The sequence below is a fragment of the Streptomyces sp. NBC_00193 genome (assembly GCF_026342735.1).
GTDB lineage: Bacteria > Actinomycetota > Actinomycetes > Streptomycetales > Streptomycetaceae > Streptomyces > Streptomyces stoeckheimensis.
This window is the reverse complement of sequence record NZ_JAPEMM010000001.1, coordinates 3460853-3477957: the sequence shown is the minus strand read 5'-3', so window position 1 is coordinate 3477957 and position 17105 is coordinate 3460853. Positions and strand designations below refer to the sequence as shown.

The 17105-nt window shown below is 73.4% G+C and carries 16 protein-coding genes and 1 pseudogene; 8 read left to right on the top strand and 9 right to left on the bottom strand.

Annotated elements, in window-relative coordinates; genetic code table 11:
- Positions 1–115: 115 nt before the first annotated feature.
- Positions 116–412 (top strand): annotated as a pseudogene (locus OG898_RS15505) (Uma2 family endonuclease); the annotation flags it as partial.
- A 55-nt stretch (positions 413–467) separates the two neighbouring features.
- On the top strand, positions 468–611 hold the full coding sequence (locus OG898_RS15500) for a hypothetical protein (protein ID WP_250737824.1): 144 nt from the start codon (positions 468–470) through the stop codon (positions 609–611).
- On the opposite strand, the gene OG898_RS15495 is transcribed toward OG898_RS15500, so the two are convergent.
- From OG898_RS15495 to OG898_RS15480, 4 genes are all read right to left on the bottom strand, one after another.
- Positions 583–966, bottom strand: coding sequence for a hypothetical protein (locus tag OG898_RS15495; protein WP_250737826.1), 384 nt, complete (start codon positions 964–966; stop codon positions 583–585). The two genes, OG898_RS15500 and OG898_RS15495, sit on opposite strands and share 29 nt — an antisense overlap.
- Entirely contained in the window at positions 959–1759 is an 801-nt protein-coding gene (locus OG898_RS15490) for a dioxygenase (RefSeq protein WP_250737666.1), read from the bottom strand. Before OG898_RS15490 ends, OG898_RS15495 begins: the two co-directional genes overlap by 8 nt.
- A 132-nt stretch (positions 1760–1891) precedes the next feature.
- Positions 1892–3421, bottom strand: a complete 1530-nt coding sequence (locus OG898_RS15485) for an MFS transporter (RefSeq protein WP_250737669.1) — start codon at positions 3419–3421, stop codon at positions 1892–1894.
- 85 nt (positions 3422–3506) lie between these two features.
- On the bottom strand, positions 3507–4334 hold the full coding sequence (locus OG898_RS15480; protein WP_266957470.1) for a TetR/AcrR family transcriptional regulator: 828 nt from the start codon (positions 4332–4334) through the stop codon (positions 3507–3509).
- 274 nt (positions 4335–4608) lie between these two features.
- On the opposite strand from OG898_RS15480, the gene OG898_RS15475 reads away from it, so the two are divergent.
- From OG898_RS15475 to OG898_RS15455, 5 genes are all read left to right on the top strand, one after another.
- The gene (locus OG898_RS15475) at positions 4609–5889 is read left to right on the top strand and encodes a M6 family metalloprotease domain-containing protein (protein ID WP_250737671.1); all 1281 of its coding nucleotides are present in this window, start codon (positions 4609–4611) and stop codon (positions 5887–5889) included.
- A gap of 163 nt (positions 5890–6052) precedes the next feature.
- Positions 6053–6970 carry a zinc-binding dehydrogenase gene (locus tag OG898_RS15470; protein WP_250737673.1) on the top strand — a complete coding sequence of 306 codons (918 nt, stop codon included), beginning with the start codon at positions 6053–6055 and terminating at the stop codon, positions 6968–6970.
- Complete coding sequence (locus tag OG898_RS15465; protein ID WP_250737675.1) at positions 6967–7446, top strand: RidA family protein; 480 nt, start codon at positions 6967–6969, stop codon at positions 7444–7446. Before OG898_RS15470 ends, OG898_RS15465 begins: the two co-directional genes overlap by 4 nt.
- A 155-nt stretch (positions 7447–7601) precedes the next feature.
- Positions 7602–9422, top strand: coding sequence for a PucR family transcriptional regulator (locus OG898_RS15460; protein ID WP_266957466.1), 1821 nt, complete (start codon positions 7602–7604; stop codon positions 9420–9422).
- A gap of 64 nt (positions 9423–9486) precedes the next feature.
- Complete coding sequence (locus OG898_RS15455; protein WP_266957464.1) at positions 9487–10218, top strand: tyrosine-protein phosphatase; 732 nt, start codon at positions 9487–9489, stop codon at positions 10216–10218.
- 107 nt (positions 10219–10325) lie between these two features.
- Here OG898_RS15455 and OG898_RS15450 read toward each other — a convergent pair whose 3' ends face one another.
- Positions 10326–11528 (bottom strand): transposase, encoded by a 1203-nt coding sequence (locus OG898_RS15450; protein WP_266957462.1) that lies wholly within the window; start codon positions 11526–11528, stop codon positions 10326–10328.
- A gap of 176 nt (positions 11529–11704) precedes the next feature.
- Between OG898_RS15450 and OG898_RS15445 the strand changes: the two genes are divergently transcribed.
- On the top strand, positions 11705–12307 hold the full coding sequence (locus OG898_RS15445) for a TetR/AcrR family transcriptional regulator (RefSeq protein WP_250737681.1): 603 nt from the start codon (positions 11705–11707) through the stop codon (positions 12305–12307).
- Positions 12308–12312: 5 nt separating this feature from the next.
- Here OG898_RS15445 and OG898_RS15440 read toward each other — a convergent pair whose 3' ends face one another.
- From OG898_RS15440 to OG898_RS15425, 4 genes are read right to left on the bottom strand one after another with little or no spacing between them, the layout of a single operon-like run.
- Positions 12313–13743, bottom strand: a complete 1431-nt coding sequence (locus OG898_RS15440; RefSeq protein ID WP_266957459.1) for an MFS transporter — start codon at positions 13741–13743, stop codon at positions 12313–12315.
- Positions 13740–14684, bottom strand: a complete 945-nt coding sequence (locus OG898_RS15435; protein ID WP_266957457.1) for a hypothetical protein — start codon at positions 14682–14684, stop codon at positions 13740–13742. The genes OG898_RS15440 and OG898_RS15435 overlap by 4 nt, the downstream gene beginning before the upstream one ends.
- Before the next feature lie 42 nt (positions 14685–14726).
- Complete coding sequence (locus OG898_RS15430) at positions 14727–16100, bottom strand: dihydrolipoamide acetyltransferase family protein (protein ID WP_266957455.1); 1374 nt, start codon at positions 16098–16100, stop codon at positions 14727–14729.
- Positions 16101–16115: 15 nt separating this feature from the next.
- The gene (locus OG898_RS15425; RefSeq protein ID WP_266960255.1) at positions 16116–17099 is read right to left on the bottom strand and encodes an alpha-ketoacid dehydrogenase subunit beta; all 984 of its coding nucleotides are present in this window, start codon (positions 17097–17099) and stop codon (positions 16116–16118) included.
- Positions 17100–17105 lie beyond the last annotated feature (6 nt).

Here is a 17105-nt window from a genome sequence, read left to right as displayed (position 1 = left end):
CCCCGTCCGAGTGAACGCAGGGCATATTCCTGCGGCATGGGCGGCTGCTCCCCGAGCATCGGAGAGTCGCTGTGCCGTCCGCCTTGCGACGCCCGATTCAGAGGAGGTGCTGCACATGACGGACCTTGACGATGTCCTGTGGCAGGCATGGAAGGCCATGGAACTCCCCGAGGGCTACCGCGCCGAGATCATCGAGGGGTTCATCGAGGTGTCACCCACGGGTCGCTACTCGCACGGCCAGATCGCCAACCGTCTTCGCCGCGCCTTGGACAAGTTCCTGGACCGGAGCGAGTTCGCGGCATTCCAGGCCATCCATGTCATTCAGGCACGGAAGGCCTGGATCCCCGATGTCCTGGTGGCACCCGAGGACGTGGAGGAACACAGCAGCGAGGACGGGAGCGGCATCAAGGCCTCCGCCGTCCAATTGATCGTCGAAGTCGTCTCCCCCGGCAGCGACAGCGTGACGCGTGACCGCACCCGATCCCGACCAGGCCATCTACGGCGACGAGCTCCGGGTGGGCTACGGCGCCACGGCCACCATCCCGAGCGGGCCCGTCAAGGGGTTCATCATCGGGGAGGACATCACCGGTCCGGTCCGGGGCGGCGGGTAGCGACCTGCGGGCAGGCGTGGCAGGCCGGGGGGCCCGACTGGGTCCACCACTTGCAGGCCGGGCGGAGGTGGCAGGGCGGGAGGGGGGCCGGGGGGCTCGCGGTCGCCGTCAGGCGGGTGGCCAGGGTGCAGGTGTCGGCCTCGCGGTTGAGGCAGTGCGGGACGCAGTGGGAGGCCAGGCGGAGCAGGCGGCGCGGTTCCACCCCGTCGGCGAGCCCGGCCAGGGTTTCGGCCGCCGGGCGGGGTGCGGGGAGGTAGACCGGCGGGCCGTCGAGGCCGTCGCGGACCGCGAGGACCAGCGACTCCGGCGCGTACGCCGAGCCGCTGGGGCACCAGAGCTGCTCGCGGTCAGCCAAATTGCAGGGACCGCTTCGAGAGGCCCATCCAGAAGCCCGAGACCGGGGTGGAGGCGGTGGCGAGGTCCGCCTCGGCGGCGCCCAGGGTGACGAACAGCGGGGCGAAGTGTTCCGTACGGGGGTGGGCCAGGCGGCCGGCCGGGGACTTGGCTTCGAAGTCGAGCAGGGCGTCGATGTCGGAGGCGGCCAGCGCCTCGTGGCCCCAGGCGTCGAACTCGGCGGACCACGACGGGACGCCGGGGCCGGTGTGGCGCAGGGCGGCCAGGTTGTGGGTGAAGAAGCCGCTGCCGACGATGAGGACGCCCTCGTCGCGCAGGGGGGCCAGCTTGCGGCCGATCTCCATCAGGCGGCGCGGGTCGAGGGTCGGCATGGATATCTGGAGCACCGGTATGTCGGCCTCCGGGAACATCTCCACCAGCGGGACGTACGCGCCGTGGTCCAGGCCGCGGTCGGGGATGTCCTGGACGGGGGTGCCCGGTGCCTTGAGGAGTTTGCGGACCGACGCGGCCAGCTCGGGGGCGCCCGGGGCGTCGTAGCGGACCTGGTAGTAGTGCTCGGGGAAGCCCCAGAAGTCGTAGACCAGCGGGACCTGCTCGGTGGCCCCGAGGGCGAGCGGGGCCTCTTCCCAGTGGGCGGAGACCATCAGGATCGCGCGGGGGCGGGGCAGGTCCGCGGACCAGGCGGCCAGTTCGCCGGGCCAGACCGGGTCGTCCGCGAGGGGCGGGGCTCCGTGGCTCAGGTAGAGCGCCGGCATCCGGGTCCGGTGGGTGGTCAGGGCTTCGGGCGTCGGCATCAGGGGCTCCAGGAATCGTCACGGCGGGCCGCCACACACAGACTAACCCCGCGTCGTTCAAATTTGAACAACGCGGGGTCATCAGTCATTCCCTTACCGCGGAGCGGGGGCCGCCCGCTCGTGGACCCGGGGTCAGTGGGCGATCACCGGGATCTTCATGTCGGCGTCCTCGCCCTCGGCGACCGGGTCGCCCGCACCCGGCTTGCCCGTGGTGATGAGGGTCAGGGCGATGAGCGAGCTGGCGACCAGGATGCCGACCGCCCACCAGATCGCGGAGGAGTAGCCCTCCACCATGGCCTGGGCCTGGATCAGCTTCGCCGCCGGGCCGCCCGCCGCGGCCTCGGCCGCGTGGTCGGTCAGGTACGCGGTCGTCGCGGAGGCGGCGATCGTGTTCAGCAGGGCGGTGCCGATCGCGCCGCCCACCTGCTGCGAGGTGTTGACCATCGCGGAGGCGACACCGGCGTCGGCCGGGTTCACCCCGTACGTGGCCAGGGACATGGCGGGCATGAACGCCGTACCCATGCCGAGGCCCAGCAGCAGCTGCGCCGGCAGGATCAGCGCCGGGTAGGAGGAGCCGACCTCCAGCTGCGTCAGCAGCAGCATGCCGCTGGCGGCGACCATGAAGCCGGGGCCCATCAGCAGGCGCGGCGGGACCCGCGTCATGAGGCGGGCGCCGATCTGCGTGGAACCGGTGATCATGCCCACGATCATCGGGAGGAAGGCGAAGCCGGTCGTGACGGGCGAGAAGCCCTTGACGACCTGCAGGTAGTAGGTGAGGAAGAGGAACAGGCCGAACATCGAGATGACGGCGAGGCCCAGCGAGAGGTAGACGCCGCCGCGGTTGCGCTCCAGCAGGACGCGCAGCGGGAGCAGCGGGTGGGCCGTACGGGACTCGACGTAGACGAAGGCGGCGAGCAGCACGGCGGAGGCGATGAACATGCCCACGGTGAGGCCGTCGGCCCAGCCGGCCGACTCGGCGCGGGTGAATCCGTAGACGAGGGCGACGAGACCGGTCGTGGACAGCACCACGCCGGGGATGTCGAGCGGCGCGCGGTTACGGCCGCCGGCCGGCTCGCGGATGATCATCCAGGCGCCGACGGCGGCGACGATCGCGAACGGGATGTTGACGAAGAAGGTCCAGCGCCAGTTCAGGTACTCGGTGAGGACGCCGCCGAGGATCAGGCCCACGGCGCCACCGCCACCGGCGATCGCTCCGTAGATGCCGAAGGCCTTGGCGCGCTCCTTGGCGTCGGTGAACATGACGGCCAGCAGCGAGAGCGCGGCGGGCGCGAGCAGTGCGCCGAAGGCGCCCTGGAGCGCGCGGGCGCCCAGCATCATGGCCTCACCCTGTGCGGCGCCGCCCAGCGCGGAGGCCAGGGCGAAGCCGATGAGGCCGACGATGAAGGCGTTCTTGCGGCCCCACTTGTCGGCGATGCGGCCGCCGAAGAGGAGCAGTCCGCCGAAGGCCAGCGCGTACGCGGTGATGACCCACTGGCGGTTGCCGTCCGAGATGCCGAGGTCGGTCTGGGCGGACGGGAGGGCGATGTTCACGATGGTCGCGTCGAGGACGACCATCAGCTGCGCCAGCGCGATGAAGACCAGGGCCTTCCAGCGACTGGGGTCGGCGCCGGTCAGCTGCGGGTTCGCGGCTGTTTTTGACATGGGGGTACCCACTTCGTGGTGCGAGATGACTGAAAAGTGATGATTAGGGCGGTGTTGCGACGCTAAAGGGCGCGACCCGGGGGCGTCACATGGTTTTCCGCCTCAGGTCCGCCAGCGTGGTCGCCGAGCCGGGCAGTTCGGAGCGCGCCGGCGCCCTCAACCCGTCGAGGAACAGCTGCAGATGACGGTGGACGAACACGTTCGCGTCGAAGCAGCCGGTGCCCGGGAGGGGGCGGCTGAGCTGGGACAGCGCGATCATCAGGTCGCCGACGCCGATGTCCGCGCGCACCAGCCCCGAGGTGCGGCCGGCGGCCAGCAGGGCCTCGATCGTCTCTTCCAAGGCCTCGCGGGAGGCGACCAGTTCGGGGTGGTCGTGGTCGAAGTCGCTGGAGAGCACGGGGCACAGGGCGCCGATCCGCTCGTCCGCCGCCGCGTGCGTGAACCGGCACAGGGCGGCGAAGGCGTCCGGCTCCTCGGCGAGCGAGTCGACGGCCAGAGCGGTCACCCGGTCCAGGCCGAAGAGCACGACGTGGTGGATCAGGGCCGGGCGGTCGGGGAAGTGCCGGTAGAGCGTGGCGTTGCCCACGCCGGCCCGGCGGGCGATCTCGTCGAGGGGGGCGGCGGGGCCGAACTCCACGAGCACGTCGCGGGCGGCGGCCAGGATGCGCTCCCGGTTGCGGACGGCGTCGGCGCGCGGGCGCGGGACCGCGTCCGTGCCGGTACGGGCACGCTTGCCCACCGCCTTGACCGCCGCCTTCACCTTGCCCGCAGCCGCTCCCACGGCCGCGCACGCGCCCCCACCCCCACCCGCACCCGCACCCGCGACACCCGGGGCCGGAGCCGTGAGGTCGAGGTCGGCCTCCGGGCCCGGCACGGGCAGGGCCGCCGGATCGGTGGTGGCGGGGCTCTTCATGGACGACTCCCTGACAGGGTCACGCGTACTTCGGGACGGGTTGCTCGCTCCTCGAAACGGGGAGCGGCTCCCCGGTTCGCGGGGACTCTGGTTCAAACGGGGAGAGGGTCCCCGCTTATTTCACTCTCCCGTGTGACCTGGGTCACACCTTCCCGGGCCTTTTGATCTCGTTTGGCCTCTCCCGGCGCGCGAGCCCGCTCCGGCCGTCGGAGGGTGAGCCCACAGAGCGCAGTCCGGACCCGGCCGGCTGCCGCGGACCCGAAGGCCGATCTCCATGTCGCAGACGCGCCACCGGATACGCAAGCCAAGCCGCACCAGCGTCTTCATCGGCATCACCGCGCTGGCACTCGGCATCACGGCGACGGCGAGCGCAGGCATATCCAGCCGCAGCCATTCGGCGGCCGGGCCGGTGGGCGCCACCAGCGCCGAGGCACTGCTCGCGCCCTGCCGGATCTCCGGCGCGATGGGCGTGCAGATGTCCGAGGGACTGCCGACCGCGCCGGGGTACTCGCGCTCGACCGGCGAGGTCCGGGCGCTGAACCTGATGATCGACTTCCCCGACGCCAAGGGCGAGGGCACGGCGGCCGACCGGCTCGCGGAGTTCTTCCCGCAGACGTCCGACTGGTTCCGCACCAGCTCCTACGGGCGGCTGACCTACCGGGCCGAGGCGCCGATAAAGAACTGGCTGCGGATGCCGATGCCGTTCGCGGCGTACGGGATCGAGCGGGGTTCCGCGTACGAGCCCGGCTACCGCCAGCTCGTCGAGCACATCATCAAGACCTCCGACGCAGAGGTCGATTTCTCCCGGTACGACCTGATAAACATCCTCGTCACCCCGAACGCCGGCCCTTCCGCCCTCGACACCGTCCTCTCCGTCACCTTCTCCGGCAACGCCGAGGCCCCGATGGCGGACGGCGTCCCGCTCGCCAACACGTCCTTCGTCTACAGCCGCCAGGACGACGGCTCCGGCACCTACCGGGAGACCGGCTACCGCGTGCTCCCCCACGAGAACGGGCACGTCTTCGGCCTGCCCGACCTCTACACCGCCGACGGCGGCGGCACGGTGGGGCACTGGGACATCATGAGCGAGGACTGGGGCGCCAACAACGACCTGCTGGGCTGGCACAAGTGGAAGCTGGGCTGGCTCGACAGCAACCAGATCAGCTGCGCCGGGAAGTCCGGGGTCAGCGACCACGTGCTGAGCCCGCTGGCCGTGGAGGGCGGCACCAAGCTGGCCTTCATCCCCGTCTCGGAGAGCGCCGGGTACGCCGTGGAGGTGCGCACCCGCGCCGGGAACGACGAGGCCGTCTGCAAGCCCGGCGTGCTCATCTACAAGGTGGACTCCGAGGTGGACACCGGCCGCGGGCCCGTCACCGTCTCCGACAGCTCCGGCGCGAGCGGGGGCTGCACCCGGCGCTCCAACGTGCACGCGGAGCTCTCGGACGCGCCGTTCCGCCCGGGCGAGACCTTCACCGACGAGAAGTCGGGCATCAGCGTCTCGGTCGTGGGCGAACTGCGCAACGGCAGCTACCAGGTCCGGGTCACCCGGCCTTGACCGGCGTGCACCGCAGCCGGCCGGCAGGGACGAGCAGCCGCTCCAAGTGCTGACGCTCGGCCCGCCGGATTGCGACCTATGGCCCCCCACCGGGCCGTGTCCGTGCCCGCATGGTGGGAAAGCCAGCCGTGCAACGACGTAGTAAGACGGAGTGAGGAGACGCGTGAAGGCCTTCGCGCTGCGCCGTGCCGGCGAGCCGCCCGCCGTGCTGGACCGGCCCGTCCCCGAACCAGGGCCGGGCGAGGTCCTCGTACGCACCACGGCCGCGCTCATCTGCGCCTGGGACGGGCACATCGCCAACGCGGCGCCCGGCGGGCTCGGCCACGAGGCCGTCGGCGTCGTGGCGGCCGTCGGCCCCGGGGTCTGCCCGTCCTACGTCGGCCGGCGCGTCGGCGTCGAGGGCCACGGGCGGCTCGCCGAGTTCTTCCGCGCCCCGGCGGCCGGGGCCGGGCTGATCGCGCTCCCCGACACCGTCTCCGACCACCAGGCCCTCTACGCGGCGGGCGCGCTCCCCACCGGCTTCGCCGCCGCCGAGGAGTCCGGGCCTCCCCCGGGCGGCAGCGTCGTCGTCTTCGGCCAGGGCGCGGTCGGACTCAGCGCCACCATCGCGGCCGGCCGGCTGCGCGGGGCCCGCGTCATCGCCGTGGAGCCGGAGATGAAGCGCCAGCGCCTCGCCCTGCGGTTCGGGGCCGACGTGGTGATCGACCCGGCCTACGAGGACACCACCGAGCGGATCATGGAGCTGACCGGCGGCGCCGGCGCCGACCGCGCGATCATGGCGACGGCCGAGCCCGCCGCCGCGAGGGCCGCCCGCGGGGGGCTCTCGGAGAGCGGGAAGATCACGTACGCCCGCTGCCGGCCGCCGCAGAGCAGCGGGGCGCGGCTCGCGCGCGCACTGCACCTGATCGGGGACGGGCTGGTGGACCCGACCGTGATCACCACGCACGAATTCCCGTTCGACCGGGTCGGGGAGGCCTTCGGGCGGCTCGCCGCGAAGGAGCCGGGCATGATCAAGCCGGTCATCCTCTTCCCGCGCCCGAGCCCCTCCCCCGCCGGCGACCACAAGGAGATCCGCGCATGACCAGCACCCCCGAAGAGCGCCTCGCCGCCGCCGGCCTGAAGCTCCCGCCGACGCCCTCGCCGGTCGCCGTCTACGTGCCCGCCGTGCAGAGCGGGCACTACGTGTACACCTCCGGCCAGCTCCCGATGGTCGACGGCGCGCTCCCCCTCACCGGGAAGGTCGGCGCCGAGGTCACCCCGGAGCAGGCCAAGGAGCTGGCGCAGCAGTGCGCGCTGAACGCGCTGGCCGCCGTCGCCTCCGTCGCCGGGGACCTCTCGGCCGTGAAGCGCGTGGTCAAGGTGGTCGGCTTCGTGGCCAGCGACCCGCACTTCACGGGACAGCCCGGTGTGCTCAACGGCGCGAGCGAGCTGCTGGGCACCGCCTTCGGCGACGCGGGCATCCACGCCCGCAGCGCGGTCGGCGTGAGCGTGCTGCCGCTGGACGCACCCGTCGAGGTGGAACTCCTCGTCGAACTGCACGCCCCGATGGGCCTCTAGGGGAGGCGGGCTGTCCGCAGTCACGGATCCCACGAACCGGGGCGCGCGAACTCACCCAGATTTCCGTCGAATTACCCCAACGTAAAGGCCTGACCTGGGGTTCAGCGGAAATCCGTCGCGATCGGGAACCTGGCGCCGCATGGCAAAGTGGGGTCATGAGGCTGCGTGATCTGCTGTCGTCCGACGAGACCCAGGCGCCTGCGGACCTGTGTCTGCTGCGCCTGCTGCGGCTGCCCGGCGGCGAGCGGGACCTCGACCGGCCCGTCCTCGGAACGGTGACCATCGACCTGCCCGACCCCGGTCGCTTCGTGTCCCCGGGGGACCTGGTGCTGTCCGGACTGGCCTGGCACCGGCCGGACGCGGGGGCCGGGCAGGACGCGGGAGCCGGCCAGGACGCGGGAGCCGGCCTGGATGCGGGAGCCGGCCTGGATGCGGGGGCCGGCCGGTCCGACGCGTTCGTCCGCGTGCTCGTGGAGGCGGGCGCCGTGGCGCTGGGCGCGGGCGAGGCGCAGTTCGGCCACATCCCCGAGGATCTGGTGGAAGCCTGCGCCCGGTACGGACTGCCGCTGCTCGCGGTGGGCGTGGAGGTGCCGTTCACCTCGGTCACCGAGTACGTGGCGCGCGGCCGCACCGAGGAGCGGATCGGCGGCCTCGCCGCGCTCGTCGACCGCCACCGGCGCTTCAGCACCCAACGCCAGGCCGGGGCGGGGGCCGAAGCCCTCCTCGAACTGCTGCTGGCCGAGCTGGACCTGCACGCTCACATCCTGTCCCCGACCGGCCGGCAGATCGCGGGCGCGCAGCCGCCGCTGCCGGAGAAGACGGCCTCGGCGCTGGCCGGGCGGTTCCTGGCCGCCGAACGGGCGGGCGAGCAGGCCCCGCACCGCACGGTCGCGCGCGGGACGGCCTTCTCCCTGTTCCCGGTCCGCTCCGGTGCCGGTGCCGGGGACGGGGACTCCGCTCCCGGTGCAGCGTTGACCGACTGGCTGATCGCCGTCGAGGCCGACAGCGCCGACTGGAACGACGAACGCCTCGACCTGCTGGACCGGCTCGCGCGGCTGGTCTCGGTGGAGCGCGGCGGCCGCGACACCGATCGCACGATGCGGCGGCGCGCGGCCGAACGGCTGCTGGCGCTGGTCGGCTCGGCCGCAGCCGCCGGGGAGGGCGGGCAGGCGCTCTTCGAGGAAGAGGAGGCGGCGGCCCGGCTCGCGGCGGGGGACGCCGGGGCCGTCGGAGCCGCCGGGTCCGACGCGTCCCACGGGGCCACCGGCTCGGAAGGCCGGCTGCTCTGGCAGGCCGTATCGGCCCGGCTGGACTCGAAGGGGGCGCACGGGTTCCCCGTAGCGGCGTCCGTGCGCGACCTGTTGGAGGAGGTCCTGCTGCATCCGCGCTGCCTGGGGCCGGACTCCGGTCCGCGGATGGCCGTCACCGCGGCCGGGGACGGGGCCGAGGCCGTCGCCTTCGTGCTCGTCGGGGCGGACGCACGGCTGACCCCCGAGGCGGTCGTGCTGGTCGCCGGCGGTTCGCTGCCGCGCGGGCTGCGGGCCGGGGAGCGGCTGGCCTTCGGCGTCAGCGACCCGGTGGGCGGGGTCGCGGAACTGCGGCACGCGCTCGCGCAGGCCCGTAACGCCCGTCAGGTCGCGGCCCCTTCGGAACAGGTCGCCGCCCGTGGGCCGGACGATCTCGCCGCGCACGTCATGGCGCTGCTGCCGCTGATCCCGGCCGAGGTCCGGCGGGAGTTCAGCCGCCGGCTGCTGGCCCCGCTGACGGACTACGACCGGCGCTACCGCTCCGACCTGGTGCCCACGCTGCGGTCCTTCCTGGAACACGACGGCTCCTGGGCGCGTTGCGGGGAGGCGCTGCACCTGCACGTGAACTCGCTGCGCTACCGGATCAGCCGCATCGAGGCGCTGACGGGGCGCAACCTCAGCCGGCTCGAGGACAAGATGGACTTCGCCGCGGCCCTGCAGATGGGCTGAGCCGTACGGGTAGCCTCTCGGTCCGCAGGAAGATCATCGGCACGATACCGAGGGGGATCCCCGCATGACCCGCCGCCACATCGAGTTCGAGCGACTGCACAACTTCCGTGACCTGGGCGGCTATCGCACGGAGGACGGCTCCACCGTCGTGTGGGGCGCCCTCTACCGGGCGGACTCGCTCGGCAAGCTCGCGGGCGCCGACTGGGACCGGTTCCTGGACCTCGGCGTGCGGACGGTCGTCGACCTGCGCTACCCCTGGGAGATCGAGGCGAAGGGTCGGATCCCGGAGCCCGAGCGGTTCACGTACGCCAACCACAGCATCGAGCACCGGCCGTACGACCAGGCCGAGATCGACCCGGACACCGACCCGTGGCGGTTCCTCGCGGACCGGTTCGCCGAGGTCGCCGAGGACGGGGTGGCGGAGATCCGCGCCGCGATCGAGCTGCTCGCCGAGGGCCCGGGGCCCGCGGTCTTCCACTGCACCTCGGGCAAGGACCGCACCGGCCTGATCGCCGCGCTCGTCCTGACCCTCCTCGGCGTGGACGAGGAGCAGATCCTCGCGGACTTCGCCCTGACCGAGCTGGCCACCGCCCGGCTGACGGCCGACTGGCACACCGCCCACCCGGGCCGCACCATGCGCTGGCCCTCGTACGGCCGTGCGCCCGCCGAGATCCTGCGCCTGACCCTGGCCGACCTCGCCACCCGCCACGGCTCGGTCCACGCCTACCTCACCGACGCGGTCGGCATCACCCCGGCCACGACGGCCCGCCTGCGGGAGCGGTTCCTGACGCGCTGAGGCCGGGTGCGGTCCGGTTCGCCCCCGGCCCCGGCCCCGGCCGGTCCGGGGGCCGAGAGCCGTACGAGGACTTCGTCCGGCGGGACGGGGCGGCGAGTGCTGTCGGATCAGGCAGCTCTGGCGGCGCGGGTCGTGGTGCCGGCCAGGCGCTGGTAGGCGTAGGCCGCCGAGACCAGGGTCATGTGGCGGTGCCAGCCGGGGAACGAGCGGCCCTCGAAGTCCTGGATGCCGTGGTGTTCGCCCATCGCGGCGACCGTGTCGACGGCGCCCTGGAGCAGCTGCGTCAGGGCGAGCAGCTCCTCCATGCGGCGGTGGACCAGGTTGGTGAGCCAGATGCGGCCGGGCCGGCGGCGGGTGTGTTCCCATTCCGCGAAGAGCAGGCCCGCGGCGACCGTGCGGGTCCCGTCGGGTCGCAGGACGGGGGTCCTGACGGGGACCGACACCACCTGGGCGCGCCGCGGGCGGCCGTCCGGGCCGACCACGGTCGTGATGTGCGGGTGCCGGACCCCGCTGCGCAGCAGCTTCTGCCGGGCGCTCTCCACGGCCGGGTGGCCGCCCGCGGCCGTACCCGCCGAGCGGACGGGTGACGGGTCGGGCAGCAGCTGCAGGTCGTCGGCCACGGCGAGCACGAAGCCGTGCCCGCTGCCGCCCAGCCGCTCGACGACCGGGCGGGCGTCGGGGGTGGAGCCGACGTCGGCGACGACCGGTGCGGCCACGACCGAGGAGTGCGCCGACAGGGCGTCCACCAGGCCCACCGTGTGGGCCCAGTGCGGCCGGAACGGGACCGAGTCGGGCACGCGCGCCCTGCGCCGCGCCTCCGGGTCCTTCGTCCACCGCTCCGGCAGGTGCAGCCGCCACCCGACGGGCAGGTGCTCGCGGCCGCCGGACAGGAACAGGCCGACGCTGAGCTGGCAGTTGATGGTGCGGTCGAGTTCGGGGACGAACCGCCGGTGCACCCCGACCGAGTGGCTCCCGCGCTTGGGCAGCACCGCCGGGACGACGGTCCACGCCTGCGGGGTGAAGCGGCCGTCTATCCAGCGTGCGAGCTCCTGCCGGGTCGCGTTCCAGTCCCACGGGCTGGTGTTCACGAACTGCTGGAGCGACTGGGAGGCGGTGGCGGAGGTGGTGACCGTCTCCGCCATGCGGCGCACCGACTTCCTGCCCCGCGTCGCCAGCAACCCCCGCAGGTAGACCTCGGCCCACTTCATCTGGTCCGTGCGCGGCAGCTGCGCGAACAACTCCTGGCTGAACGCCGAGACCGACGTGCGGTCGCCCGCCGGTCCACGACCGATCACTCCTGTCACGGCCATTGCCGATACCTCCTTCGTCCTCCACGCCGACTCGCGATGAGCAAAGCATAGAGAACGTTCTCTTTTATTTCTCGCTCTCGGTCCTACTTCCTGTAGTCGGTCCCCCGGCGGGCGCCCCGCGCCGCCAGGATGCTCCGGGGGGTGTCCCCGCATGCCCGCAGAGAAAGATCCAGAAGATGCAGGAGCGCGCCGCCCGCACACGCAGCGCATTGATCCAGGCTGCGGCCCTGGAGTTCGAGCACCGGGGGTACGAAGGGGCGTCGCTCTCCCGCATCAGCGAGACCGCCCTCACCTCGATCGGCGGGCTGACCTTCCACTTCCGTACGAAGGGGGCCCTGGCCGACTCCGTCCGCTCGGCCTGCCGCGCGAGCACGGCGCGGCACGTGGCCGAGGCGCTGACGAGCCCGGAGCCGCCGATGGTGGCACTCGGATCCCTCGTCACGGCGCTGATGCGGCGCCTGGAGACCAGCGTGGAGGCCCGCGCCGCGGCCCGGCTGCGGCGCGAGCGGCTCGGCGCCGGAACCACCGGCCGCCCCGAGGCCCACGTATGGGCGCCGGCCCTGCAATCCCTGCTCGCCCGCGCCCACGCGACGGGGAGCCTGCGGGCCGGCGTGGCGCCCGGCGTGGCCGAGGCCCTCATCGTCCGGCTGGTCGAGGGCACCGAGCTGTCCGCCTGCGGCCTCCACGGCGGCACCGGCACCTGCCCGCACGCGCCGTCGGCCGAGCAGGTGTGGGGGCTGCTGCTGACGGCGATCGCCCGGCCGGGAGCCGGCGCCTGACACCGTCAGCGCAGGATCAACTCCCCCTGGATGTCGGCGAGCGACCGGTTCTTCGTCTCCGGCACCTGCCGTACGACGAAGACGAGCCCGCCCGCCGCCACCGCGGCGAAGCACCAGAAGACCCAGGACACGCCCACGGCGTCGGCGACCGGCAGGAAGAGCTGCCCGACGAGGAAGTTGGCCGCCCAGTTGACCAGCGCGCACAGGGCGCCGCCGCGCGCCCGCGCCTCGGGCGGGAACAGCTCGGCGGCCAGGATCCAGAACACCGGTCCGAGGCCGATCGCGAAGCTGCCGACGTACGTGATCATGCAGATCAGGGCGATCACGTTGGTCACCGGTCCGGGCGGGACGCTCATCGCCGCACCCAGGGTGACCAGCGATACGGCCATGCCCGCGAGCGAGAACAGCAGCAGGGGCCGGCGGCCGGCCCGGTCGATGAGCGGAACGGCGGCCACCGTCATGACGACGTTGACCACCCCGATGAAGACCGCGTACTGGATGGAGTGGGCGGCCGGGAGTCCGGCCCGGGCCATGATGCTCGGGGCGTAGTAGATGATGCTGTTGATCCCGCCGAACTGCTGAACGGCCGCCAGCGTGAGGCCGATCACCAGCGCGCGGCGCACCGCGGGGTGGGCCGGGGCCTTCGCGCCGGCCGTCCGCCCCGGGCGGGAGCCGGACCGCCGCTCCGTGCGGCGGCGGAGCCACTCCGGGCTCTCCGGGATGAAGAAGGTGCCCAGCAGCATGGCAGCGGAGGGGATCAGGCCCACCGCGAACATGGCACGCCAGTCGGCGCTGCCGGCGAAGGCCAGGTTCACCAGGTACGACACCAGGATGCCCACGGTGAGCAGGACCTGATTGGCGGTCACCAGGCGTCCCCGCAGACGGGGCGGGGCGATCTCGGCGAGGTACAGCGGGACCACGGTGGAGGCGCTGCCCACGGCCAGGCCGAGGATCGACCGGGCCGCGACCATGCTCGCGAAGTCGCGGGCCGTGACGGCGGCGGCCAGCCCCAGGGTGAAGGTCGCCGCCACCGCGACGAGGACGCGCTTGCGCCCGAACCGGTCGGCGGGCCGCGCACTGCCCAGCGCTCCGACGGCCGCGCCGAACAGCAGCGCCGAGATGACCGTCCCCTCCTGGAAGGAGGTGAGGGCGAAGTCCTCCTTCAGGAAGAGCAGCGCACCGGAGATGACCCCGGTGTCGAAGCCGAACAGCAGCCCGCCGAGTGCGACGACCACGGTGGCCGCTCCCAGTCGCCCCGGCGACGGGGTCTGCGGTGGCGGGGCCTGCGATGGCGGGGCCTGTGGCGGCTGAGGCTGGTGGGGTGTCTGCGGCTCGTGAGGGGCGTGCGAGGCCTGCGGTTGCGGCCGTACGACGGGCATCGGCGAGCGGGGCGCGAGGGACGGGCCGAGGCTGCGCGCGTAGTCCTGCAGTCTCATGACACGCCCCCGGCGACCAGGGCCCTGCCCGGCGGGGTCGCGGCGCACGCGACCGGTTCCCCCTCCAGTTCCCGTACGACCTCTTCCGTACGGATGCCGAACCATCGGAGGCACGCCTCGAAGTGCTGGGCCTGCGCGGCCAGCCCCCGGTCCGACCGCGCCGGCCGGGGCCGCAGGCCCGCCGCGGTGTCGAGGGACTCCGTGGGGACGGCCAACGCCGTCTCGGAGTCGGCGAGTTCGGATGCGTAGTCGGTCTGGGCGCCGGCGGCCGGTGCGAGATCGCCTAGTTCCGTCCAGACCAGGCGCAGGGGCCGCGCTCCGGCGGCTGCGAGGGGCTCCCAGGCCGGCGAGGTGCGGGGATCGAAGATCCGGGCGCTCGCCCGCCGGGCCAGCCGGGCCGCGAGCAGGGCCGCGGTCCCCCGCAGTGCCTTCGCCTCCTCGCCGCCGGCCCGGTCCAGGAGCGCGTCGACCCGGAGGTCGAGGGGCCGCAGCCCGAACGCGACCGTCGAGGCGAGGGCGGCCAGGTCGCGGCCTTCGGCACGGGCCCGGGTCAGGGCCGACAGGTAGGCGGCCGCCGCCTGTTCGTACCGCCGGGCGGAGAAGCAGGTGGCGAGGTGGACGGGGAGGTCCCTGGCGAGCAGGGCCTCCATGGCGGCGACGCCGGCGTCGTTGGCCGGCAGGGCGACGGCCTGGTTGGTGCGGTCCACCCGGTCGGCGAGGGACGGCGGGAGGGCGACCACCACCGTGTGCAGGGCTTCGCACACCTGCCGCGCCGCGGCCACGCCGGTGTCCGGTCCGAGTCCGGCGCCGGCGATCGTGCCCGCGGCGCTCATGGCCGAGAGCTCGCTCAGCCGGGCGCCTTCCGGCACGGTGTCCTGCAGGTCGAGCCAGAGCGCCACGGTTCCGGCGGCGGATCGCCCCCGTACGGTGCTCGTGTTCACGGTCCCTCCCAGGGGGTGTCGTGGGGATGGTGCGGAGCGCCCTCAGCCATGGGTGGCCAGACGCCGCGGGTCGTGCAGGACGGCGGCGACGTCCGCGAGGACCCGCGAACCGAGCTCCCCGTCCACGAGCCGGTGGTCGAACGACAGGGCCAGCGTGGTGACCTGACGGGGTACGACCTCGCCCCGGTGGACCCACGGGCGGGGGCCGATCGCGCCGAGGGCGAGGATCGCCGCCTCGCCGGGGTTGAGGATCGGGGTTCCCGTGTCGATGCCGAAGACGCCGATGTTGGTCACGGTGAGGGTCCCGCCGCCGAGGTCGGCCGGAGTGGTCCGGCCCTCGCGCGCGGTGGTCACCAGGCCGTCCAGCGCCGCCGCGAGCCGCGGCAGGGACAGGGACTGCGCGTCCTTGATGTTGGGCACGAGCAGCCCGCGCGGTGTCGCCGCGGCGATGCCGAGGTTGACGCGGTGCTTGAGGACGATCTCCTGCCGCTCCTCGTCCCACGAGGCGTTGATCTCCGGATGGCGGCGGACGGCGAAGAGCAGGGCCCGTACGGCGAGGAGCAGCGGACTCACCCGGACGCCGGCGAACTCGGGATCCTTGCGCAGGCGCTCGACGAGCTTCATGGTGCGGGTGACGTCGACCGTGACGAACTCCGTCACGTGCGGGGCTCCGAAGGCGCTCTCGGTCATGGCCCGGGCCGTCGCCTTGCGCACGGCACTGGCGGGGATCCTCGTCTCGTGTGCCCGTGCCTGCGCCTGTGCCTGTTCCTGTTCCTGCGACTCCGCCGGTACGGGCACCGGCACCTGCACCGCTGCGGCGGCCGCCGTGCGCACGTCCTCACGGGTGATGTCCCCGTGCCGCCCGCTGGGGCGCACCCGGCCGAGGTCCACCCCCAGGTCCCGGGCGAGTTTCCGTACCGGCGGCTTCGCCATCGGCCGCTCGGTGCCCCGTACCGGGACGGCGGGGACGGCGTGGGCGGCGGGGGCTGCGGAAGGCGCCGGGGCCTGGCGGCGGGGGCGGCGGGAGGTCGGGGCGGCGGCCGCCCCGTACCCGACCAGGACCGGCTGCCGGGCGGGCTCCGCCGGAGCCTGCGTGACGGCAGCGGCGGGAGCCGGGGCCTGGGCCGGGGCAGCGACAGCGGCCGGGGCAAGGTCGGCTCCCGGCGGTGCGACGGTGATGATGACCTCGCCCACGTCCACCGTCGTCCCCTCCGGGAAGCGGAGTTCGCGCACCACCCCCGCGAACGGGACGGGCAGTTCGACCATGGCCTTGGCCGTCTCGATCTCGCAGACCACCTGCCCGTCCGTCACCGTGTCCCCCACGCCGACGTGCCAGCGGGCTATCTCCGCGTCCTGCAGCCCCTCACCGACGTCGGGCAGGCGGAACTCCTGGTACCGGACCATGGTGTCCGTCATCTTTCAACAGCCCCTTCAGGCGGCGAGTGCTCGGTCGACCGCGTCCAGCACGCGGTCGAGTCCCGGGAGGTACTCGTCCTCCAGCCGGGACGGTGGATAGGGGGTGTGGTAGCCGCCGACCCGCAGGACGGGGGCTTCCAGGTGGTAGAAGCAGCGCTCCGTGATCCGGGCGGCGATCTCCGCGCCGGCGCCGAAGAAGACCGGTGCCTCGTGCGCCACGACCAGCCGGCCCGTCCGGCGGACCGAGCGGGCGACGGTGTCGAAGTCGATCGGGGAGATCGACCGGAGGTCGACCACTTCCAGGTCGCGCCCCTCCTCGGCCGCCACCGCCGCCGCGTTCAGGCAGGTCGCGACCATGGGCCCGTACGCCACCAGCGTGAGGTCCGTCCCCTCGCGCACCACGCGCGCGGTGGGGGGCCCGGGGCGGGCGGCGGGCCGGGTGTCGACCTCGCCCTTCTCGTAGTAGCGCCGCTTCGGTTCGAGGAAGATCACCGGGTCGTCGCTCCGTACGGCTTCCTGGAGCATCCAGTACGCGTCGGAGGGGGTGGCCGGCGACATCACGCGCAACCCGGCGACGTGGGCGAACAGCGCCTCCGGCGACTCCGAGTGGTGCTCCACGGCGCCGATCCCGCCGCCGTACGGGATGCGGATCACGACCGGGAGCCGCACCCTGCCCCGCGAGCGGGCGTGCATCTTGGCGAGCTGGGTGACGATCTGGTCGTAGGCGGGGAAGACGAACCCGTCGAACTGGATCTCCACGACCGGCCGGTAGCCGCTCAGGGCCAGCCCGATCGCGGTGCCGACGATGCCCGACTCGGCCAGCGGGGTGTCCATCACGCGGTGCTCGCCGAAGTCCTTCTGCAGCCCGTCGGTCACCCGGAACACCCCGCCGAGCCGGCCGATGTCCTCTCCCATGAGGAGGGTCTTGGGGTCCTCGACGAGGGCGGTGCGCAGGGAGGCGTTGAGCGCCGCCACCAGGGTCATCTGCTCGCCGGCCACCGTGGT